The organism is Haloarcula laminariae (assembly GCF_025457605.1).
GTDB classification, from domain to species: domain Archaea; phylum Halobacteriota; class Halobacteria; order Halobacteriales; family Haloarculaceae; genus Haloarcula; species Haloarcula laminariae.
Genome location: NZ_JAMZFY010000002.1, coordinates 791,234 through 808,448, shown reverse-complemented (window position 1 = coordinate 808,448; position 17,215 = coordinate 791,234). Strand labels below are relative to the sequence as shown.

Below are 17,215 nucleotides of genomic sequence, written 5' to 3'. Positions count from 1 at the left end.
ACCACAGCGGACGCGGCGAGCAGTCTCTAGTGGCTCCGGTCGACGATAGCCACGTCCGTCTCGATGTCGTCCAGCCGCTCGAAGGTCGGCGGCGCGATGAGTCGGGAGGCCGCGCTCCGGTCCCGGCTCGCACCGATGACGACGAGGTCGTAGGCCTCGGCCGTGCCGGCGAGGAACGAGCGGATGTCGGCGCCGCTGACGCGCGTCTCGATGGCGCCCGCGAACGGCTCGACGAGGTCGGCCAGCATCGACTCGGCGCGCCGCCTGTCCCCGCCGTCGCCGATGCAGGTCGCGACCGCGACGCGACCGCTCCCGCCGGCGAGGCGGACGGCGAAATCGACCATGTGGTGGGCCACGTCGCTGGCCCGCCTGACCGGGACCAGGACCCGCCGCCAGCGGGTCCGGCCGTTGCGCGAGCGGTGGACGAGCACGTCCGTCCGCCCGCGGAACAGCTGGCGGAGATACGCCGTCAGGGCGCCGTGTTCGCTCTCGTAGGGGGCGGCGATGAGGTCGCAGTTCGTCGACTCGGCCGCCTGCAGCGTCGCCGCCGCCGGCTCCTCCCCGGCGGCGACGACCACCTGACAGGGGACGCCGACCCGCGTCTCGACGGTCGCGGCCCGCGACTCCAGCCGGTCGACCCGCTCGCGGAGCGCGTCGCTCACCTCGTCCGCCTGGTCGACGCCGGCCGCTTCCACGCCGCCGGCCCCCGCGCCCCCGTTCAGCATCGCCCGCTCGGCCTCGGCGGCCTCGGTGTCCGGGACGATATCGAGCAGGACGACCTTGCCGGCCTCGTGGGCCGCGGCCAGGCGGGCGGCGAGCATCGCCGTCGCGTGGGCGTGGTCGCCGCGCATCGGGACCAGCACGTGGTCGTCGCCGGTCGTCGACTCGTACAGCACCGTCGCCCGCCGGTCGTAGAACCGGTTGCGCCAGACGACGAAGACGACGGCGACGAGGGAACTCGCGAGGAAGATACTTCCCAGGAAGGCCAGCCGCTGGGCCGGCTGGACCAGCAGCGCCAGCAGCGCCGTCGAGTACGCCGACGGCTCCTCGATGTCGAAGGGCCAGGTGATGAGGCCCGTGGCGAGCGTCGCCAGGACGGCCGCGCCGGCGGCGACGCGGAGCTGTCCCGCGGGGACCGTGAGAAACGCGCTCGACACCCACAGGGCCCCCAGCCCGCAGGCCGCGCCGATGGTCAGCCCGGCGACGAACTGCCCGGGGTCGGCGTACTTCCCGCGCGGGTTCGCAAACAGCGTGTAGCTGCCGGAGGCAAGCGGCGGAAAGAGCAGGAACGACAGCGCCGGGACGGCGTTCGACAGCAGCGTCACCAGCCCGATGAGCAGCGGGACGAACACGAGCACCGAGAGGTGGACCAGCCGGTCGGTCGTCTCGGCCCAGCGGCGAAACTCCCGCAGCTCCCGGCGCTCGACCCGACGGAGGCGAAGCGCCAGCGCGCGGAGCCGCTGGATGAACTCCTTGAGCATAGCTAACGGGTGAACGGACGGGCCCCTAAGCTTCCCGGCCGCCTCACAGCGAGGCCGCGGCCGTCAGCGCGATGTCGATGGCCCGCTCGACGTTGTTGCTCGCCTTCTCGGGGAGTTCCTCGTCGTCGGTCTCTCCCTTCTGTGTCCCCTCGACGAGGTTGCCGTCGACGGTACAGATAGCGCCGGCGGAGAGGCCCTTCCGTCGGGCCAGCGAGAAGATGGCGGCGGCCTCCATCTCGACGCACTGCAGCCCCGCGGCCTCCCAGTCCCGGACGTACTCGTCGGTCTCGGCGTAGAAGGCGTCGTCCGTGGCGACCGGCCCGACGTGGACGTCTTCGCCGTTCGCCTCGGCCGCATCGACCAGGGCGGTCAGCGCGTCGTAGGACGGGACCGCCGGGACGGCCGTGTCCTCGTAGCGCTCGGTGGTCCCCTCGTCCTTGGCGGCGCCGGTGGCGACGACCATGTCGCCGATTTCGATACCGGACTGGAGCGCGCCGGTCGTGCCGACGCGGACGAACGTCTCGCAGCCGACGGCGGCCAGTTCCTCGACGGCGATAGCGGCCGACGGCGAGCCGATGCCGGTCGAACAGATCGTCAGGTCCCGCCCCTTGTAGGTGGCGTTGACGAGCTTGTACTCGCGGTTCTGTGCGACGACCTCGCTGTCCTCGCAGTGGCCGGCGATGCGGTCGACGCGGCCGGGGTCGCCGGGCAGCAAGACGACGTCGTGCAGGTCGCCCGATTCTACCAGCAGGTGGGGCTGTTTGGCCATGCCGGCCGTTCGGTGGCGGGGGGTAAAACCGCGGTGGATTCTCCGGAACAATGACGTGGGTCCGTCGCGACAGCCCAGTCATGAGCGACGACATCTCCCTGTTCCACCCGCGGATGCGAAAGCCGGGGCTCATCGCCCTGGTGTTCGGCCTGCTACTCGGCTTTCTGGCGGTAGGCGCCCAGCGCATCGCCGGGGGGACGGGCCAGTCCCCGGTTCTCGGTATCGGGCTCGGGCTGTTGGCGGCGGCGTTTCTCTACGGCATCATGTACCGCAACCTCTCGGAACGGCTGTCCGAGGAGGAGTAGCCGAAGTCAGCCGGCGAAGAGGAACAGGACGACGTTGTTCGTCGCCGGCCCGAGGCCGACGGCGGTCACGAGCGAGAGGACCAGACTCGCCTCGACGGGTTCGTCGTTCAGGTAGTCGTCCATGAGGACGACGACGGCGACCGCGACGAGCAGCTTCACGAGGACGAACAGCCACCCGCTCCCGATGGCCGATGCCGTCGGCAGCCCCGCGGCGAACTCCATGATGGCCCGCGGGACGGGCGAGCGCTCGCCGACGCCGAGCACGTCGGTCCCGATAGCCGTCGAGATGCCGTCGAAGACGTGGGCGAAGACGACGGTCGGGGCGGCGTAGCGCGCCCGGATGATGAGCGGCGTCCGCCAGAGCGCAACGGCGAGCACGGCGATGGCGGCGACGAACAGCGAGAGCAGCACCGACAGCGCGGGCCAGACCGGGTCGACGAGGCCGGACCGGAGGGCGGTGACGGCGGACAGCAGCAGGATGACGGTCAGGACGCCCGTCCCGACCAGCCCGAGGTTGCGCGAGATGTTCCCGCTGTTGCCGGTGCGGACGCCGAAAAACGAGAGCAGGAGCCACACCGCGCCCATGAGGTTGAACGTGGTGAGATACACCGACGGCGTGCCAAAGAGGGGGACCAGCGCCGCGTCGTACAGCTCGATTGGCGGCTGGTTGAGCGCGTGCAGGGCGCCCCCCAGCGCCATCCACGGGGCCAGCGCGACGACGGTCCGCTGGTCGACGGGCGGTTCCAGCGCGACCAGCAGCGCGGCGATGAGGAACGCCCCGCCGACGAGCGCGACCAGATACGGCAGCGGCGGTAACCCGAACCCCGACGGCAATATCATATCCCCCACGGCGCTCCGGGGCGAGGAAAAGCTTCCGGCCTCCGTGCCGGGACGTTTAGGTGCGTGCCATCTGCATACCGGGTATGGACGACGTACCCGACCGCATCGAACACACGGTGCTGGGACCGACGACGGGCCCCGAGGCGGTCCGCGACTGCCTGGACGCGGCGCTGCAGTACGGGATGCGGGCCTGTCTCCCGCCGTGGGCGCTCCCGCTGGCGACCGAGTACGCGAACGTCCCCGTGACCGCGGTCGTCGACTTCCCGCACGGCCAGGGGGCGACGGACGCCGTCTGCTCGGCGGCCCGGACCGCCTGGGACGAGGGGGCAGACGAACTCGACGTGGTCTGTAACGTCGGCCGGCTCAAGGCCGGCGAGGACGAGGCCGTCCGCGACCACCTCTCGGAGGTCGTCGCCGCCGTCCCGATTCCGGTGAAGGTCATCGTCGAAGCGCCGCTGCTTTCGGAGTCGGAACTCCACCGGGTCGGGGGGCTGGTGGCGGACGCCGGCGCCGCCTACTGCAAGACGGCCACCGGCTTCTCCGAGGGCGGTGCGACCGTCGAGGACGTCGAACTCCTCAGCCAGTACCGGCCGGTCAAAGCCAGCGGCGGCATCGGCTCCTGGGCCGAGGCCGAGGCGATGTTCGAGGCCGGGGCCGAGCGTATCGGCGCGTCGAGCGGCGACACCATCGTCGAGGAGTGGCACGACCAGCGGTCGGAACGCTGATGGGCTTCCTGACCGCGCTCGCGGACGCGACCCCGCTCGCCGTGGTCGTGGCCGTCGCCGCCACGTGGGCCGCGCCCGTCGGCGAGGCGCTGTCCCTGCTGGTCGGGCCGCTCGCCGGGCTGGCCGCCCTCGCGGCCGGGACGGCGGTGAGTCTGTGGTTCCAGACCGACGAGCGACGGTTCCCGCTCCTCCGGGTCGTGTTCGAACTCATTTCGGTGTCGTGAGCGGGAGTACAGCAGCGAGTGTCGGGTCGTGGCGCCCCGAGCGCGCTCGGCGGCCAATCCGTCGCCCTTTTTGCTCTCAGCCCACTGAATCGTACTAACCGATGGCCCGCTATCACATCGAGACGTACGGGTGCACCTCCAACAGAGGTGAGACCCAGCAGATAGAGCAGGCGCTCCGCGAGGGCGGCCACCACCCGGCCGACGATGCCGAGTCGGCCGACGTGGCCATCCTCAACACCTGCACGGTGCTGGAGAAGACCGAGCGCAACATGCTCAGCCGGGCCAAAGAACTGGATTCGGAGACCCCCGCCGACCTCGTCGTCACGGGGTGTATGGCGTTAGCCCAGGGCGACGAGTTCCGCGAGGCCGGCCTCGACGCCGAGGTGCTGCACTGGGACGACGTGCCCCAGTACGTCCTCAACGGGGAGTGTCCCACGGTGACACCCGACACGGAGACGGTCATCAACGGCGTCGTCGGCATCCTCCCCATCGCCCGGGGCTGTATGAGCGACTGCTCGTACTGCATCACGAAGCAGGCCACGGGCCGCATCGAGTCGCCGTCGGTCGCCGAGAACGTCGAGAAGGCCCGCGCGCTGGTCCACGCCGGCGCGAAGGAGATCCGCATCACGGGCCAGGACACCGGCGTCTACGGCTGGGACACCAACCAGGGGACGAGCCTGCTGCCCGAGCTACTGGACCGCATCTGTACCGAGATAGACGGCGAGTTCCGGGTCCGGGTCGGGATGGCGAACCCGAAGGGCCTCCACGGCGTGCGCGAGGAGCTCGCGGCGGTCTTCGCTGAACACGACGAGCTGTACAACTTCATCCACGCGCCGGTCCAGTCCGGCAGCGACGACGTGCTCGCGGACATGCGCCGCCAGCACAGCGTCGACGAGTACCTCGACGTGGTCGACGCCTTCGACGACGCGCTCGACTACTGGACCCTCTCGACGGACTTCATCGTGGGCTTCCCCACCGAGGACGGCGAAGACCACGAGCAGTCGATGGCGCTGCTCCGGGAGACGACCCCGGAGAAGATCAACGTCACGCGGTTCTCGAAGCGGCCCGGCACCGACGCCGCCGACATGAAGGGGCTGGGCGGCCAGACCAAGAAGGACCGCTCGAAGGCCATGAGCGAACTGAAGATGGACGTGGTCGGCGCGGCCCACGAGGAGATGGTCGGCCGGACCTCCTCCGTGTTGCTGGTCGAGGACGGGACCGACGAGTCGCTGGTGGGCTACGACGAGGCCTACCGGCAGGTCGTCATCGTCGACGCCGAGGAACGCGGGCTGGAAGTTGGCGATTTCGTCGACGTCGAGATCACGAGCCACAGCACCGTCTACGCCTTCGGCGAGCCGGTCGAGCGGGCGCCGCTGGCCGACTGATACGGTTTTAGCGTTCAGTCGCCGCTCCAGGCTTCCCGCAGGAACGCCAGCGCGGCGCCGAACATCGCCATGTTGCCGAAGAAGGCGAGCCGTTCGCCGTCCCGGTCCTCCGGGTCGGCGTTCCAGAAGTCGTGCATCGTCAGGGTCACCACCGCCAGGAAGCTGGCGACCGCACCCGTCGCGAGACGGGGGAGCCGCCAGAAGGCGACGCCCAGACCCCCGACGAACATCATCCCAGAGGCCAGCGGCGCGAGCAGGTCCGGGAGCGGCACCCCCGCCGACTCGGCGTACTCGACGGTGTCGTCCATGTCCCGGAAGTCCTCGGAGGCCTGCAGCGCCATCCCGAGGCCGAAGACGAGCCGTCCGAGCCTGAACGTCGTACCGTCGCTGTCGTCCGTCATACCGTACCGGACGGCCGCATCCGCCATAAAGTCCGCCGCGAACCGCGCGGCGCTGATGGTCTTAACTTCCTTCGTCAGGTGGCCGCCGCGGGAACCCGCGACGACCCCCTCGTCCCGTCATTCCAGGTCCGCGAGCCGCTCGACCTCGTCGTCGTCCTTCCACTCGCCCAGTTCCTTCGGGTCGACGTGGACGAACACGTCGTCGACCTCCGGCAACGCCTGCACCGACTTGATGACCTCCGTCTCGATGTTGTGGGCCTCGTACAGCGTGAGTTCGCCCTCGACCTCGATGTGGAGGCTCACGTCTATCTCGGGGCCGACGTAGTGGGCGATGACGTCGTGGGCGCCCCGGACCTGGTCGTGGGCCAGCGCGCGTTCGAGAATCTCCCGCCGGAGGTCTTCCGGCGGGGCCGCCCCCACCAGATAGGCGACGTTGTCCCGGACCACCTCGTAGCCGGTGTAGAGGATGCCGACGGCGACGACGATGGCCGCCAGCGGGTCCGCGAGCGGGTAGCCGGCGGTCGCGCCGGCGACGCCCACCAGCGCCGCCCCGGCGGTGAGGATGTCGTTGCGGTTGTCCTTGGCCGTCGCGACCAGCGCCGGGGAGTTGGTCTCGGTGCCGGCGGCCAGACAGTAGCGGTAGAGCCCGTACTTCGCGACCGCCGACAGCAGGAGGACGCCCACGGCGTAGGGGCCCTGCGTGACGGCGACGGTTCCGGCCGCCAGCGCCCCTATCGCCTGCCAGAGGACGACGCCGCCGGCCAAGAAGATGCCCGCGGCGACAAACAGCGAGACGAACGGCTCGATGCGCTCGTGGCCGTGGGGGTGTTCGAAGTCCGGCGGCCGGGTCGTCAGGTAGAGCCCGGCGACGATGACCAGCGAGTAGGCGGTGTCGGCGGCACTGTTGACCGCCTCGCCCTGGACGGCCAGGCTCCCCGTCGTGAGCCAGACGACGCCTTTCAGCGCCGCCAGCGCGAGGTTGACGCCGAGGACCAGCAGGCCGACCCGCCGGAGTGTGCCCCGTCGCGACATCTATCCTGGAGTTGTCGGTGGCGGCTAAAGCCCCTTCGGAGGCGCCTCGACCCGGACGGCGGCGTCGGGCCCGGGGACGGTGGTCCCGTCCTGCTCGGCGAACGCCTCGTGTATCCGGCCGTAGCTGTCGTCGACGGCCTCGACGATGACCTGCGTGTCCCCGACCACGGGCATGAAGTTGGTGTCGCCCTCCCAGCGCGGGACGACGTGGGTGTGGAGGTGGTCGTCGATGGACCCGCCGGCGGCGGACCCGCCCAGGTTCAGGCCGGCGTTGAACGCGTCCGGCCCAAGCCCCCGCTCCAGCGCGTCGAAGGCCCGCTGTTTCAGCCGGGCGTGGTCAAGCAGCGTCTCGTCGTCGAGGTCGCCGTACTCGCCCGTGTGGTCGTGGGGGATGACCATCACGTGGCCGGGGTTGTACGGGTAGTTGTTCAGCAGGACGAACGCGCGGTCGCTACGGGCGACGACGCGGTTCTCGCGGTCGGCCCCGTCGTCACGGAACGCACAGAAGACACAGTCCTCGTCGGGGTTTCGCTCCTCTCGTTCGACCCACTCGATGCGCCACGGCGCGAAGACGCTGTCCATACAGGTGGCTCCGGTTCCCGGTGCAAAACCACTTCGACCGGCCGAACATAGTATATAAATATTTCGGCCGTTCACGGGTTGAACCGAATATCAGTGGCTGAGAACAGCGCCGAAATGGGCTGTCGACCGCGGCAACCGACGACCGCAGCAATCGGCCCCTATTAGGGGGATAAACGGTCTGAACGGACGGAACGGTAGAGGGTTTTTATGCTATTATCGGCGGGAGTATCGGGTAGAATGGCTACGACAAACGACGGGGTCGATATGTCGGAGGCGTGTTCGGACTGCGGGCGCGACACGCCCCACGCGGTCAGCGTCCAGATACAGACCGAGAGCACCAAAGCCGAGAACGCCGAGTTCTCGCGCGAGCCCTACCGGGTCAGCGAGTGCCAGGTCTGTGGCGCGACGACGAGCACGCGGATGAACAACGCCTGAGCCGCCCTGTTCGTCGGGAACGCCCCGCCGTCGAGTTCCGTTAAAATACGCGAGCGATTCCTCCACGTTTTCGCCGTCGGGAGACTGCCCCGGACCTACGGACAAATCGGTACCGCAAGCGACCGCGCTACTGCGAGCGCGTCGTCACTTCCACGCCGTCCTCCCACCTTTTTCGTCGTCGGGTCCGCTCGCTCTACTCGCGGACCGCTCCTCGAAAAACGTGGGCGAAAAAACGGGACCTCACTTCGTTCGGTCCCGCGAACCGCGCTCGGACGAACGGAGACTCTACCGCGAGCGCGTCGTCACTTCCACGCCGTCGTCGGTCACGATGACGGTGTGTTCCTTCTGGCTGACGTACTTTCCGTCTGCCTCTTTCAGCACGGGGTAGCCGTGGACCATGTCCTGCTGTGTGAGCCGGCGCAGCGCCATCTTCGCCCGCGGGGAGTCGAGCCAGCGGGCGGCAAACGGCAGGGTCTTGAACTCCTCGGTGACCTGGTCGAGCACCTGCCGGGCGGTTCGGTCCCGGATGTTGCCCTCGCGTTCGAGCGCGAAAATCTCCTCGCTGGACCCCTCCTTGACCTTGCCGCGGCCGTCCGTCGCGAACGGCTCGATGGCGACCACGTCGCCCGGCGACAGGGTCGCCCCCTGGGCCACCTCGCGGTTCGGGATGTTCGGCGCGGTGTGTTGCTCCCAGTGGCCCAGCCCGTGGCCGGTGAGGTTGACGACGGGGTTGAACCCGTACCCCTCGATAACGTCCTCGACCGCGGCACCTATCTCGCCCACGTCGACGCCCGGCCCCGCGACCTCCAGTGCGGCGTCGAGCGCCTCGGCGGAGGCGTCGGCCAGCTCGTCCTGTCCCGAGAGGTCGACCGTCACGGCGGTGTCGGCGAGCCAGCCGTCGACGTGGACGCCGATGTCCAGGTTGACCATCTCCTCGCCGAACGTGCTGTCGTCGTCCCGTTCGGGCGTGGCGTGGGCGGCCTCCTCGTCGATGGAGATGTTGACCGGGAAGGCGGGCTCGCCGCCCAGCTCCCGAATCTCGTTTTCGGCCCACTCGGCGACTTCGAGGTGGGAGGCGCCCACCTCGACGCGCTCGGCGGCCTCGTCGCGCACCTGTGCGAGGATTTTCCCGGCCTCGCGACACTTCTCGTACTGCTCGGCGTCGAAGTCCACGTCACTCATATCCGACTGGTTCGGGTGTGGCCGGCAAATGAATTTCCATCGGGCCGGCGCTCAGTCGGCCGACCCGCGGGCCGTCTGCATCACGGCGGTGTTGCGTTCGCTGCCGACCCGGCCCTCGTGGTCCAACACGAGCACGCCGGCCCGGCCGCCGGTTTCGGCCTCGAACTCGGCGATAGCCGTGTCGGCGGCGTTCCGCGGACCGAAGGTGTCGAGCAGTTCGACCGCTCGCCGGGCCAGTCCGAACCTGGCGATGGCCTCGCCCTCGCCGGTGGCGCTGGCGCCGCCGCGGTCGTCGGCGAAGAAGCCGGCTCCCCGCTGTGGCACGTCGCCGACGCGGCCCGCCAGCGCGAACCAGCGACCGGCGGTCGAGGTCGCCGCCGCCAGCCGCTCGCCGTCGGTCGCCACCGCGCCGACGGTGTCGGTGCCGCCAAAGCGGTCCCGGACCCAGTCGAGGTGGGCGTCGGTCCCGTGGTCGGGCGGGTCGGCCTCCGCGTAGCGGCGGCGCGTCCCGTCGGTCAGCAGCTCCACGCCCGTCTCGATGCCGCTCGCGGCGGCCAGCTCGACCGCCGGGTCGCCGGCCACCAGCAGGTGGGGCGTCTCGCGGGCGACGACGGCGGCCACGTCGGCGGCGCGGGCCACGCCCGTCAGCCCCGCCGCGGCCCCGGTGACCCCGTCGTCGGTCATCACGCCGGCCTCGGTGCGGACGACGCCGTCGCTCTGGACCGCGCCGCCGACGCCGGCGTTGAACGCGGGGTCCCGCTCCAGCGGGCGGACGGCCGCCCGGACGGCGTCGAGGGGCGTGTCTGCGCTGCTGGCGGTCGCTGCCGCGTCAGCGAGTGTCCGCTGTCGGTCGGCCGGCGCCTCGGACGGGCTCCCGGCGCCGCCGTGGACTGCCACGTGCATACTGTCCGGTTCGACTGTCGGACGGAAAGCATGTTCCCCGCCGCTGGACGCCGCCGGCGCCGAGAACGTCGAACCCGACCGGCGGGTGGGGTGCGTTACCAAGTTTGTGAGAAAGCGGCAGTAATTTAGGCACAACTATCATGGGCGACGATATGGGCTACGACTACGACAAAGTGGACGTCCCGGACGAGGGACAGCAGATTGAAGTGACAGACGACGACGAACTCGACGTTCCCGAGAACCCGATTATACCTATCATCCACGGGGACGGTATCGGGACGGACGTGGGCCCGGCCGCCCAGAAGGTCCTCGAAGCGGCCGCCGAGGCCACCGGTCGTGACATCTCCTGGATGCGGGTCTACGCCGGCTCCAGCGCCCGCGAGATGTACGACGAGAACCTCCCCGACGACACCGTCGAGGCCATCAAGGAGTTCAACGTCGCCATCAAGGGGCCGCTGACGACCCCCGTCGGCGCCGGCTTCCGCTCGCTGAACGTCGCGCTCCGGAAGACGCTCGACCTCTACGCGAACGTCCGACCGACCTACCACCTCGACGGCGTCCCCTCCCCCGTGAAGAACCCCGGCGAGATGGACATGGTCACGTTCCGGGAGAACACCGAGGACGTCTACGCCGGCATCGAGTGGGAGGCCGGCACCGACGAGGTCCAGGAGGTCAAGGAGTTCGTCGAGGAGGACATGGGCTACGATTCGACCATCCACGACGGTCCGGTCGGCATCGGCATCAAGCCGATTACCGAGTACGGGACCAAGCGGCTGGTCCGTGAGGCCATCGACTACGCCATCGAGGAGGACCGCGACTCGGTCACGCTTGTCCACAAGGGCAACATCATGAAGTTCACCGAGGGCGCCTTCCGCGACTGGGGCTACGAGGTCGCCGAAGAGGAGTACGACGACTCGGTCATCACCGAGGACGAGCTCTGGGAGGAGTACGACGGCGAGGCCCCCGAGGGCACGCTGGTCGTCAACGACCGCATCGCGGACAACATGCTCCAGCAGCTCCTGACCCGGACCGACGAGTACGACGTCATCGCGACGATGAACCTCAACGGGGACTACATGTCCGACGCCGCCGGCGCACAGATTGGCGGTCTGGGCATCGCCCCCGGCGCGAACTTCGGCGAGGCCCGCTGTCTGGCGGAGCCGGTCCACGGCTCGGCCCCCAAGTACGCCGGCGAGAACAAGGTCAACCCGACCGCGATGATTCTCTCCGGCCGGCTGATGCTCGAATACATGGGCTGGAAGGACGCCGGTCAGCTCGTTCGCGACGCCGTCGAGGAGACCATCTCCAGCGGCAAGGTCACCTACGACCTTGAGCGACAGATCGAGGGCGGCGAGAAGCTCTCGACCTCCGAGTACGCCGAGGCCGTGGTCGAGAACATCGAGAAGCTGGCCTGAAGCCACCGTCTCCGATTCGCGCGGTGTAACCGCGCGGCAATCGAGACGCCCGCGGAAGCGAACGTCCGACCCCGACCTTTTTTGACCGCTACGTCAGGACAGAGCCCTCAGCCGCCGCTGACCGGGGGAAACAGCGCTAACTCGGTCTCCTCGGTCACGACCGTCTCCAGCCCCGCCGCGTCGGCGAAGGCGTCCTCGCCGTCGACCAGCAGGCGGATGTGGTCGGCCAGGTCGCCGTCCTCGAACAGCGCCGCTCGCAGCGCCGGCTCGGTCTCGACCAGCGCGGCGAGGGCCTCCCCGACGGTCGCGCCGGGCTCGACATCGACACTGACCGTCTCGTCGCCGGCGGCGTCGCGGAGGTGCGCGAACAGTTTCCACTCCATACGGGACCCCGGAGAGCGTCCGACTTGAGCGTTGTGCCGCTGTGGCGGTCAGTTCCGCGCGTCCTCGTCGGTCAGTTCGGCGTCGTCTCCGCCGGCGCTGTCCCCGACGAGGTCGCCGTCGGTCGCGCCCGACTCGTCCGTGGCCGCGTCGGCTACCTCGGGCGGCCGCGTCCGGCCTGCGGCCGCCTCGACCCGTCGGAGCGCCTCCGGCGTCGCGATGGCGTAGACCACGTCGCCGTCGTCGAGCACTCTGTCCCGCGAGGGAATCGGCTCCGGCTGTCTGTCCGGCCCGGTGATGGCCGCGACAGTCACGCCGAGCTCGCCGACGGGCGTGCCGACGAGTTCGCTGCCCGCGGGGACGGCGATAGTCCCCATCGTCTCGTCGGCGGCCCGGAGCAGGGAGGCGAACTCCCGGTCGGGACGGTCCTGGACGGGGAGCGTCACCAGTTTGTACTCCCGGGTCGGGTCGAGCTTCGACGTGTCGTCCGCGTCGACGGCGATGGTGACCACGTCGCCCGCGACACCGCGCAGTTCGCCGGTCAACACCCGTTCGGCGGGGTCGGTGTCCCACACCTGCACGAGGTCGCCCGAGCTGGCGGCGTGGGCCGGGTCGGCCCGCACTGCGACGGCGTTGGTCGCCGGCGGAAGCGTGGGGCCGATACCGGCGGCCCGCGAGCCGACGGCGATGTACTCGACGGTGCCGTCGTCCTCGAGTTCGAGGTCGACGTGGCCCACGCCGTAGTCGGTCTTGAGCCGGCTGACGAGGCGCTCTCTGAGTTCGGTCTTCGTCAGCCGGCGGGGGAAGAGGAACCGCTTGCCCGCGAACGTCTGTTTCGTCGCCGCCGGCATCGGGTCGTAGCCGACGATATCGTCGACGTCCTCCGGGAGCTTCACCGAGGTGACCCGACCGACAGTCTGGACGATTTCGCTCACGTCGGCGTCGACGGTCCGGCCGCCGGTCGCGGCAAAGAGGTCCGTCCCGACGACGTCGCCCACGCGGATGCCGACCGAGGAGCCCAGCGCCCCCAGCGCGAAGGCGGCGAGGTTCGGCAACACGTCGCTCGACCGGAGGATGGCGCTCTGTGACCCCGGGTCAGAGATGACGGCGCCCAGCGCGCCCTTGGTCCCCAGATACGCCGTCACGACGGTCAGCCCGAAGAGGACGCCCAGCCCCGTCGGGACCCGCTCGCGGACGTACCAGCGGTAGACGAGAGCGACGAGGGCGGCGGCCGCCGCGGCGGCGACCCCGGTGCCGACCAGCTGTGCGGCGAGTATCACCGGGTCGCTGATCGCCCAGTTGACCTGCAGGAGGGTCATCGGGCCACCTCCTCGAACGCGTCCAGCGCGTCCCTCGTCCCGACGACGTACAGCTCCTCGCCGGCCACGAGTTCGGTGTCGCCCCGGGGTGCCAGCCGCCAGCCGCCCGGTTTCCGGACGGCCAGGACCGCGATGCCGTAGCTCTCGCGGACGCGCGCCGCGCGGAGCGTACTGCCGGCGAGTTCGCTCTCGGCGTCGAGGGTCACTCGCCGGAAGCGGTTGCCGGCGCGACGCAGCAGGGAGATGAGTTCGTACTCGCGGCGGGTGCCCCGGGGTTCGACGATTACCTTCGCGCTGTCGGCCCGCAGGAGCGGTCCCGCGTCGGTCCGGTTCACCGCGACGGTCAGCCGGCCCTCGCCGCCGGTCGTCGTCGGTGCCCGCACGGCCGCCGGCGGCGCGTCGGCGTCGGCCACTGACGGCGGGTCAGGCGTCTCGGCGGCTTTCTCGACGCCTTTCTCGGCGTCTTTCGTCCGTCCACTGATGACGGTCCCCCGCACCTCGGCGTCGGGCGTCAGCACCGTCACCTCGTCGTTGCGGGCGAGCCCGGTCGGGAGCAGGGCGTCGACCGACACCGCGTGGCGGCCGTCGGTGATTCGCTTCGAGAGCCCCGAGAACGGCGGCGCGGCGACGACGGTCGCCCGCCCCTTCTCGTCGATACTGACGGCCACGTCGCCGAGGTCGAACTCCGTCTGCAGGCGCTCCTCGAGTCGCGCTTCGAGTTCGCCGATGCGGAGGTCGACGGGGAAGGTCCACTCCCCGTCGCGTATCTCGGCCCGCAGCGACTCCGGCAGGGGCGGATACCCCTCCATGTCGGCCACGTCGCCGGCCACGCGAATCCGGACCTCGTCGCGCCCACCGACCAGCTCCACCACGTCGGCCGAGAGGCGCTTGTCCCGCAGTCCCCGCAGCGAGAGCCGCCGCGGGAACTCCGCGCCCATCTTGTCGCCCTTGCTGTGGGCGTACAGCGACACCATCCCGACCAGGAGGATGGCGGTGACGACGCGCTCGGCGTTGGGCGCCGACGTGATGGACTTGTCGGCAAGGGCCAGCAGGCCGCCGCTGACGCCGGCCAGCGCGATGGCGAGGACGACGACACCGAGCCCGGGGATGGAGACCCCGGTGAAGTACTTGAACGTAAATCCCAGGGCCCACGAGACCAGCGCCGGGATGACGCCAACGAGCAGCCCCAGATAGATGCCCAGCAGAATCTCGACGGGGAGGGAAGCCATGTCTCCACCGTGCCGGTCCGCTGATAAATGGTTTCCGGCGCGGTCCGTGTGCGTTCGGCGCGGCCGCCGGTGGCTCGGCGTCTACCGCTGGCCGCCCGCCGCCGGGCGCAACGGCGTCAGAGCCACGGCGTCGACCGCTGCTGGATCTCGCCGGCCAGCGGCGTCGCCATCGTGTCGGCGGCGTCGTCGCTGTTTGCGAGCGCCCACATCAGCTTGACCTTCGCGGTGCCGGGCAGCATGTCCTCGCCCTCGACGACGCCGGCGTCGAGCAGGTCGCGGCCCGTGTCGTAGACGCGGTCACACACCCGGCCTTCGAGACACTGGCTGGTCATCACGACGGGGATATCGAGGTCCTCGATGACCGATATCCAGTCGGTGTTGACGTGGCCCAGGCCGGTCCCCTCGATTACCAGCCCGTCGCTTCCCTCGGCGGCGGCTTCCAGCAGTCCGGGGTCCATCCCCGGCGTGAACTTCACGAGCTCCACGTCGGTCGCCAGGTCGTCGTGCAGCGCCAGCTCCGCCTCGCCGCGGGACTCGTACTCCCGGCGGAACGACACTGCGCTCTCGCCGTCGGTGTCGTAGTCGACGACGCCCAGGGGCTTTGCGCCCACCGTCTCGAAGGCGTCCCGGCGGGAGGTGTGGTTCTTCCGGACGCGGGTGCCCCGGTGGAGCGCACAGCGGTCGTCGGCCTCGGTCTCGTGCATACAGACCAGCACCTCCGCGCAGTCGCTTTTGGCCGCCTCGACGGCCGAGACGGCGTTCATCACGTTGTCCGAAGAGGGGCGGTCGGCCGACCGCTGGCTGCCGGTGAAGACGATGGGGACCGGCGTATCGAGCATGAAAGCCATCGCCGAGGCGGTGAACTGCATCGTGTCGGTGCCGTGCATGACGACGACGCCGTCGGCCCCGGCCTCGATTTCGTCGCGGATGGCGCTCGCGAGGTCCTGCCACACGTCCGGAGTCATGTTCTCCGAGAGGATGTTGGCGACGACCCGGCCCCGGTAGTTGGCCATCCCCGCCAGGTCCGGTACCGCCCGGAGGACGTCCTCGGCGTCGAACTGTGCCGTCACCGCGCCGGTGCGGTAGTCGACGGTCGAGGCGATGGTCCCGCCGGTCGAGATGAGCGACACCGTCGGGAGGTCGTCGTCGAACTCTATCTCCGAACTCGCCTCCTCGTCCTGTGCGCTCTCGACGTCGTAGACGTCGGACTCGAGTACGTCGACGCTCGCGGCGTCGCGGTCGATACCCACGTTGTACCCCCCGTCGAGCTTGACCACGAGGTGGTCGTCCGTGCTGGAGGGGAGCAAGACGCCCTCGTAGCGCTGGTCCGCGCGGTCGACGCGGACCCGGTCGCCTGCGTTCATATCCGCCAGTTCTGGCCGGTGTGACTTGAACCCACTCGTTCGCCCCGGCCGGGCCGGTGCCGCGGTGTCCCGGTGGCTGACGCGTGTCAGACGCGCCCACAACAGACATAGGTCCAGCGAGCACAGTGGACGTATGTCCGAACAGACGGCGGAACGAAGCCGCGACTCGGACGCCGACCCGGTCACCGACGTGACGGAGGCGTCGACCGGCCCGCTGACGGACGAGAGCGCCGACGAGTCCGGCGGCAGTTACTTCTCGGTCCGGGCGCTGGTGGTCGCGTTCGTCGCCATCGGCGGCGGGATGACGCTCGGCAGTCTCATCCCGATGATTCCGTTCACCGCGTTCGCCGGTATCCCCGTGGGGGCGTTCGTCCACGGCCTGCTGGACCGCGAACGCCGCTACGCCGAGACGGCCGTCGCCGGCGGCCTGCTGGCCGGGCTGTCGGTCGTCACCTCGCTGCTCCCGCAGTTGCTCGCCGGCCTGAACGGGACGCGGCTGTTCGCCATCGCCGCCGCCGTCGGGCTGGTGCTCTCGCTGGGCGGCCACTACTTCGGCCGGGACCTCCGTGCCGGACTGACCCGCGAGCTCTAACGCAGCTGCCAGCCGTCGTCGGTCCGCTCGACGACGCCCTCGTCGGCCAGGTCACCGAGTGCCTTCTCGACGAGTTCCGGCGGGGCCTCAATCTCGCGGGCCAGCGACTGTACGGACGCCGGACCGGGGGTGAGCGCGCTCACGAGCTCCGCGTACAGCCGTCCCTCGCCGTCCTCGACGGCGTCGTCGAACCGGTCGCGGATGTCGGTCACTCGGCCCTGGACCCATCGCTGTGCCAGCGACAGCTCGTTTTCCAGCTGTTCGAGCCGCGCGAGCTGTCGGGCCATGTCCCGGAGGTCGCCGCCGTCCTCGTCCTCCACTTCGATGGAGAGGTGCCGACACGTGGAGATGTCGAGCCCAGTGTTGGACGGGTAGGCGCTCTTGGTCCCGAACTCGTACGGCGAGACGCGGACCTCGAGCCGGAGGTTCCGCGCGATAGAGAAGTACTTCCGTCGCTGGTCGTCGGTCCGCGAGTCGACCATCCCCGCCGCCTCCAGCTTCTTGAGGTGGTCGATGACGGCTTTCGGGCTGACGCCGAGATACTCGCTTATCTCGGTGACGTAGCAGGGCTTGTGCGCGAGCAGGCGCAGAATCCGCCGGCGGTTGGCGTTTCCAAGCAAGTCGAGCAACTCGGCGGAGTCCATTCACCTG

At 69.9% G+C, this 17,215-nt stretch carries 20 protein-coding genes; 7 read left to right on the top strand and 13 right to left on the bottom strand.

The window, feature by feature from the left end:
- Positions 1 to 26: 26 nt before the first annotated feature.
- Together NJQ98_RS15750 and NJQ98_RS15745 are read right to left on the bottom strand one after the other, a co-directional pair.
- Positions 27 to 1,481, bottom strand: coding sequence for an HPP family protein (locus tag NJQ98_RS15750; RefSeq protein WP_262180400.1), 1,455 nt, complete (start codon positions 1,479 to 1,481; stop codon positions 27 to 29).
- Between the two features lie 43 nt (positions 1,482 to 1,524).
- Entirely contained in the window at positions 1,525 to 2,250 is a 726-nt protein-coding gene (locus NJQ98_RS15745; RefSeq protein WP_262180398.1) for a guanosine phosphorylase, read from the bottom strand.
- 80 nt (positions 2,251 to 2,330) lie between these two features.
- Here NJQ98_RS15745 and NJQ98_RS15740 point away from each other — a divergent pair, with 80 nt between their 5' ends.
- On the top strand, positions 2,331 to 2,555 hold the full coding sequence (locus NJQ98_RS15740; RefSeq protein ID WP_262180395.1) for a hypothetical protein: 225 nt from the start codon (positions 2,331 to 2,333) through the stop codon (positions 2,553 to 2,555).
- 6 nt (positions 2,556 to 2,561) lie between these two features.
- On the opposite strand, the gene NJQ98_RS15735 is transcribed toward NJQ98_RS15740, so the two are convergent.
- A complete protein-coding gene (locus NJQ98_RS15735) occupies positions 2,562 to 3,395 on the bottom strand; it encodes a DUF63 family protein (protein WP_262180394.1) in 834 nt (277 codons plus the stop codon).
- An 83-nt stretch (positions 3,396 to 3,478) separates the two neighbouring features.
- Here NJQ98_RS15735 and deoC point away from each other — a divergent pair, with 83 nt between their 5' ends.
- The 3 genes from deoC (at position 3,479) to NJQ98_RS15720 (ending at position 5,729) form a co-directional block, all read left to right on the top strand.
- A complete protein-coding gene (gene deoC, locus NJQ98_RS15730) occupies positions 3,479 to 4,120 on the top strand; it encodes a deoxyribose-phosphate aldolase (RefSeq protein WP_262180392.1) in 642 nt (213 codons plus the stop codon).
- Positions 4,093 to 4,344, top strand: a complete 252-nt coding sequence (locus NJQ98_RS15725; RefSeq protein ID WP_262180390.1) for a hypothetical protein — start codon at positions 4,093 to 4,095, stop codon at positions 4,342 to 4,344. The genes deoC and NJQ98_RS15725 overlap by 28 nt, the downstream gene beginning before the upstream one ends.
- A gap of 101 nt (positions 4,345 to 4,445) precedes the next feature.
- Positions 4,446 to 5,729: a tRNA (N(6)-L-threonylcarbamoyladenosine(37)-C(2))-methylthiotransferase gene (locus tag NJQ98_RS15720; protein ID WP_262180389.1), complete on the top strand. Its 1,284-nt coding sequence runs from the start codon at positions 4,446 to 4,448 to the stop codon at positions 5,727 to 5,729.
- Between the two features lie 14 nt (positions 5,730 to 5,743).
- On the opposite strand, the gene NJQ98_RS15715 is transcribed toward NJQ98_RS15720, so the two are convergent.
- The 3 genes from NJQ98_RS15715 to NJQ98_RS15705 all read right to left on the bottom strand — a co-directional run bounded on the left by NJQ98_RS15715 (position 5,744) and on the right by NJQ98_RS15705 (position 7,744).
- Positions 5,744 to 6,130 (bottom strand): DoxX family protein, encoded by a 387-nt coding sequence (locus tag NJQ98_RS15715; protein WP_262180387.1) that lies wholly within the window; start codon positions 6,128 to 6,130, stop codon positions 5,744 to 5,746.
- A gap of 117 nt (positions 6,131 to 6,247) precedes the next feature.
- Complete coding sequence (locus NJQ98_RS15710; RefSeq protein WP_262180385.1) at positions 6,248 to 7,162, bottom strand: cation diffusion facilitator family transporter; 915 nt, start codon at positions 7,160 to 7,162, stop codon at positions 6,248 to 6,250.
- A 24-nt stretch (positions 7,163 to 7,186) separates the two neighbouring features.
- Positions 7,187 to 7,744: an HIT family protein gene (locus NJQ98_RS15705; protein WP_262180383.1), complete on the bottom strand. Its 558-nt coding sequence runs from the start codon at positions 7,742 to 7,744 to the stop codon at positions 7,187 to 7,189.
- 237 nt (positions 7,745 to 7,981) lie between these two features.
- On the opposite strand from NJQ98_RS15705, the gene NJQ98_RS15700 reads away from it, so the two are divergent.
- Positions 7,982 to 8,179, top strand: coding sequence for a DUF7835 family putative zinc beta-ribbon protein (locus tag NJQ98_RS15700; protein ID WP_262180381.1), 198 nt, complete (start codon positions 7,982 to 7,984; stop codon positions 8,177 to 8,179).
- Between the two features lie 285 nt (positions 8,180 to 8,464).
- Here NJQ98_RS15700 and map read toward each other — a convergent pair whose 3' ends face one another.
- On the bottom strand, positions 8,465 to 9,361 hold the full coding sequence (gene map, locus NJQ98_RS15695) for a type II methionyl aminopeptidase (RefSeq protein WP_262180379.1): 897 nt from the start codon (positions 9,359 to 9,361) through the stop codon (positions 8,465 to 8,467).
- A 51-nt stretch (positions 9,362 to 9,412) separates the two neighbouring features.
- Complete coding sequence (locus NJQ98_RS15690; protein WP_262180377.1) at positions 9,413 to 10,264, bottom strand: isoaspartyl peptidase/L-asparaginase; 852 nt, start codon at positions 10,262 to 10,264, stop codon at positions 9,413 to 9,415.
- 152 nt (positions 10,265 to 10,416) lie between these two features.
- Between NJQ98_RS15690 and icd the strand changes: the two genes are divergently transcribed.
- Positions 10,417 to 11,679 (top strand): isocitrate dehydrogenase (NADP(+)), encoded by a 1,263-nt coding sequence (gene icd, locus NJQ98_RS15685; RefSeq protein WP_262180375.1) that lies wholly within the window; start codon positions 10,417 to 10,419, stop codon positions 11,677 to 11,679.
- Between the two features lie 107 nt (positions 11,680 to 11,786).
- Here the strand turns inward: icd and NJQ98_RS15680 are convergent, their stop codons facing one another.
- From NJQ98_RS15680 to gatD, 4 genes are all read right to left on the bottom strand, one after another.
- Complete coding sequence (locus tag NJQ98_RS15680; RefSeq protein ID WP_262180373.1) at positions 11,787 to 12,062, bottom strand: ubiquitin-like small modifier protein 1; 276 nt, start codon at positions 12,060 to 12,062, stop codon at positions 11,787 to 11,789.
- Positions 12,063 to 12,110: 48 nt separating this feature from the next.
- A complete protein-coding gene (locus NJQ98_RS15675) occupies positions 12,111 to 13,379 on the bottom strand; it encodes a TrkA C-terminal domain-containing protein (RefSeq protein WP_431357504.1) in 1,269 nt (422 codons plus the stop codon).
- Positions 13,376 to 14,608 carry a potassium channel family protein gene (locus NJQ98_RS15670; RefSeq protein WP_262180371.1) on the bottom strand — a complete coding sequence of 411 codons (1,233 nt, stop codon included), beginning with the start codon at positions 14,606 to 14,608 and terminating at the stop codon, positions 13,376 to 13,378. Before NJQ98_RS15670 ends, NJQ98_RS15675 begins: the two co-directional genes overlap by 4 nt.
- Before the next feature lie 116 nt (positions 14,609 to 14,724).
- Positions 14,725 to 15,972, bottom strand: coding sequence for a Glu-tRNA(Gln) amidotransferase subunit GatD (gatD, locus tag NJQ98_RS15665; RefSeq protein WP_262180369.1), 1,248 nt, complete (start codon positions 15,970 to 15,972; stop codon positions 14,725 to 14,727).
- A gap of 133 nt (positions 15,973 to 16,105) precedes the next feature.
- Here gatD and NJQ98_RS15660 point away from each other — a divergent pair, with 133 nt between their 5' ends.
- Entirely contained in the window at positions 16,106 to 16,564 is a 459-nt protein-coding gene (locus NJQ98_RS15660; RefSeq protein WP_262180368.1) for a DUF8526 domain-containing protein, read from the top strand.
- Here the strand turns inward: NJQ98_RS15660 and NJQ98_RS15655 are convergent.
- Entirely contained in the window at positions 16,561 to 17,208 is a 648-nt protein-coding gene (locus NJQ98_RS15655) for an ArsR/SmtB family transcription factor (RefSeq protein WP_262180366.1), read from the bottom strand. The two genes, NJQ98_RS15660 and NJQ98_RS15655, sit on opposite strands and share 4 nt — an antisense overlap.
- Positions 17,209 to 17,215: the final 7 nt, after the last annotated feature.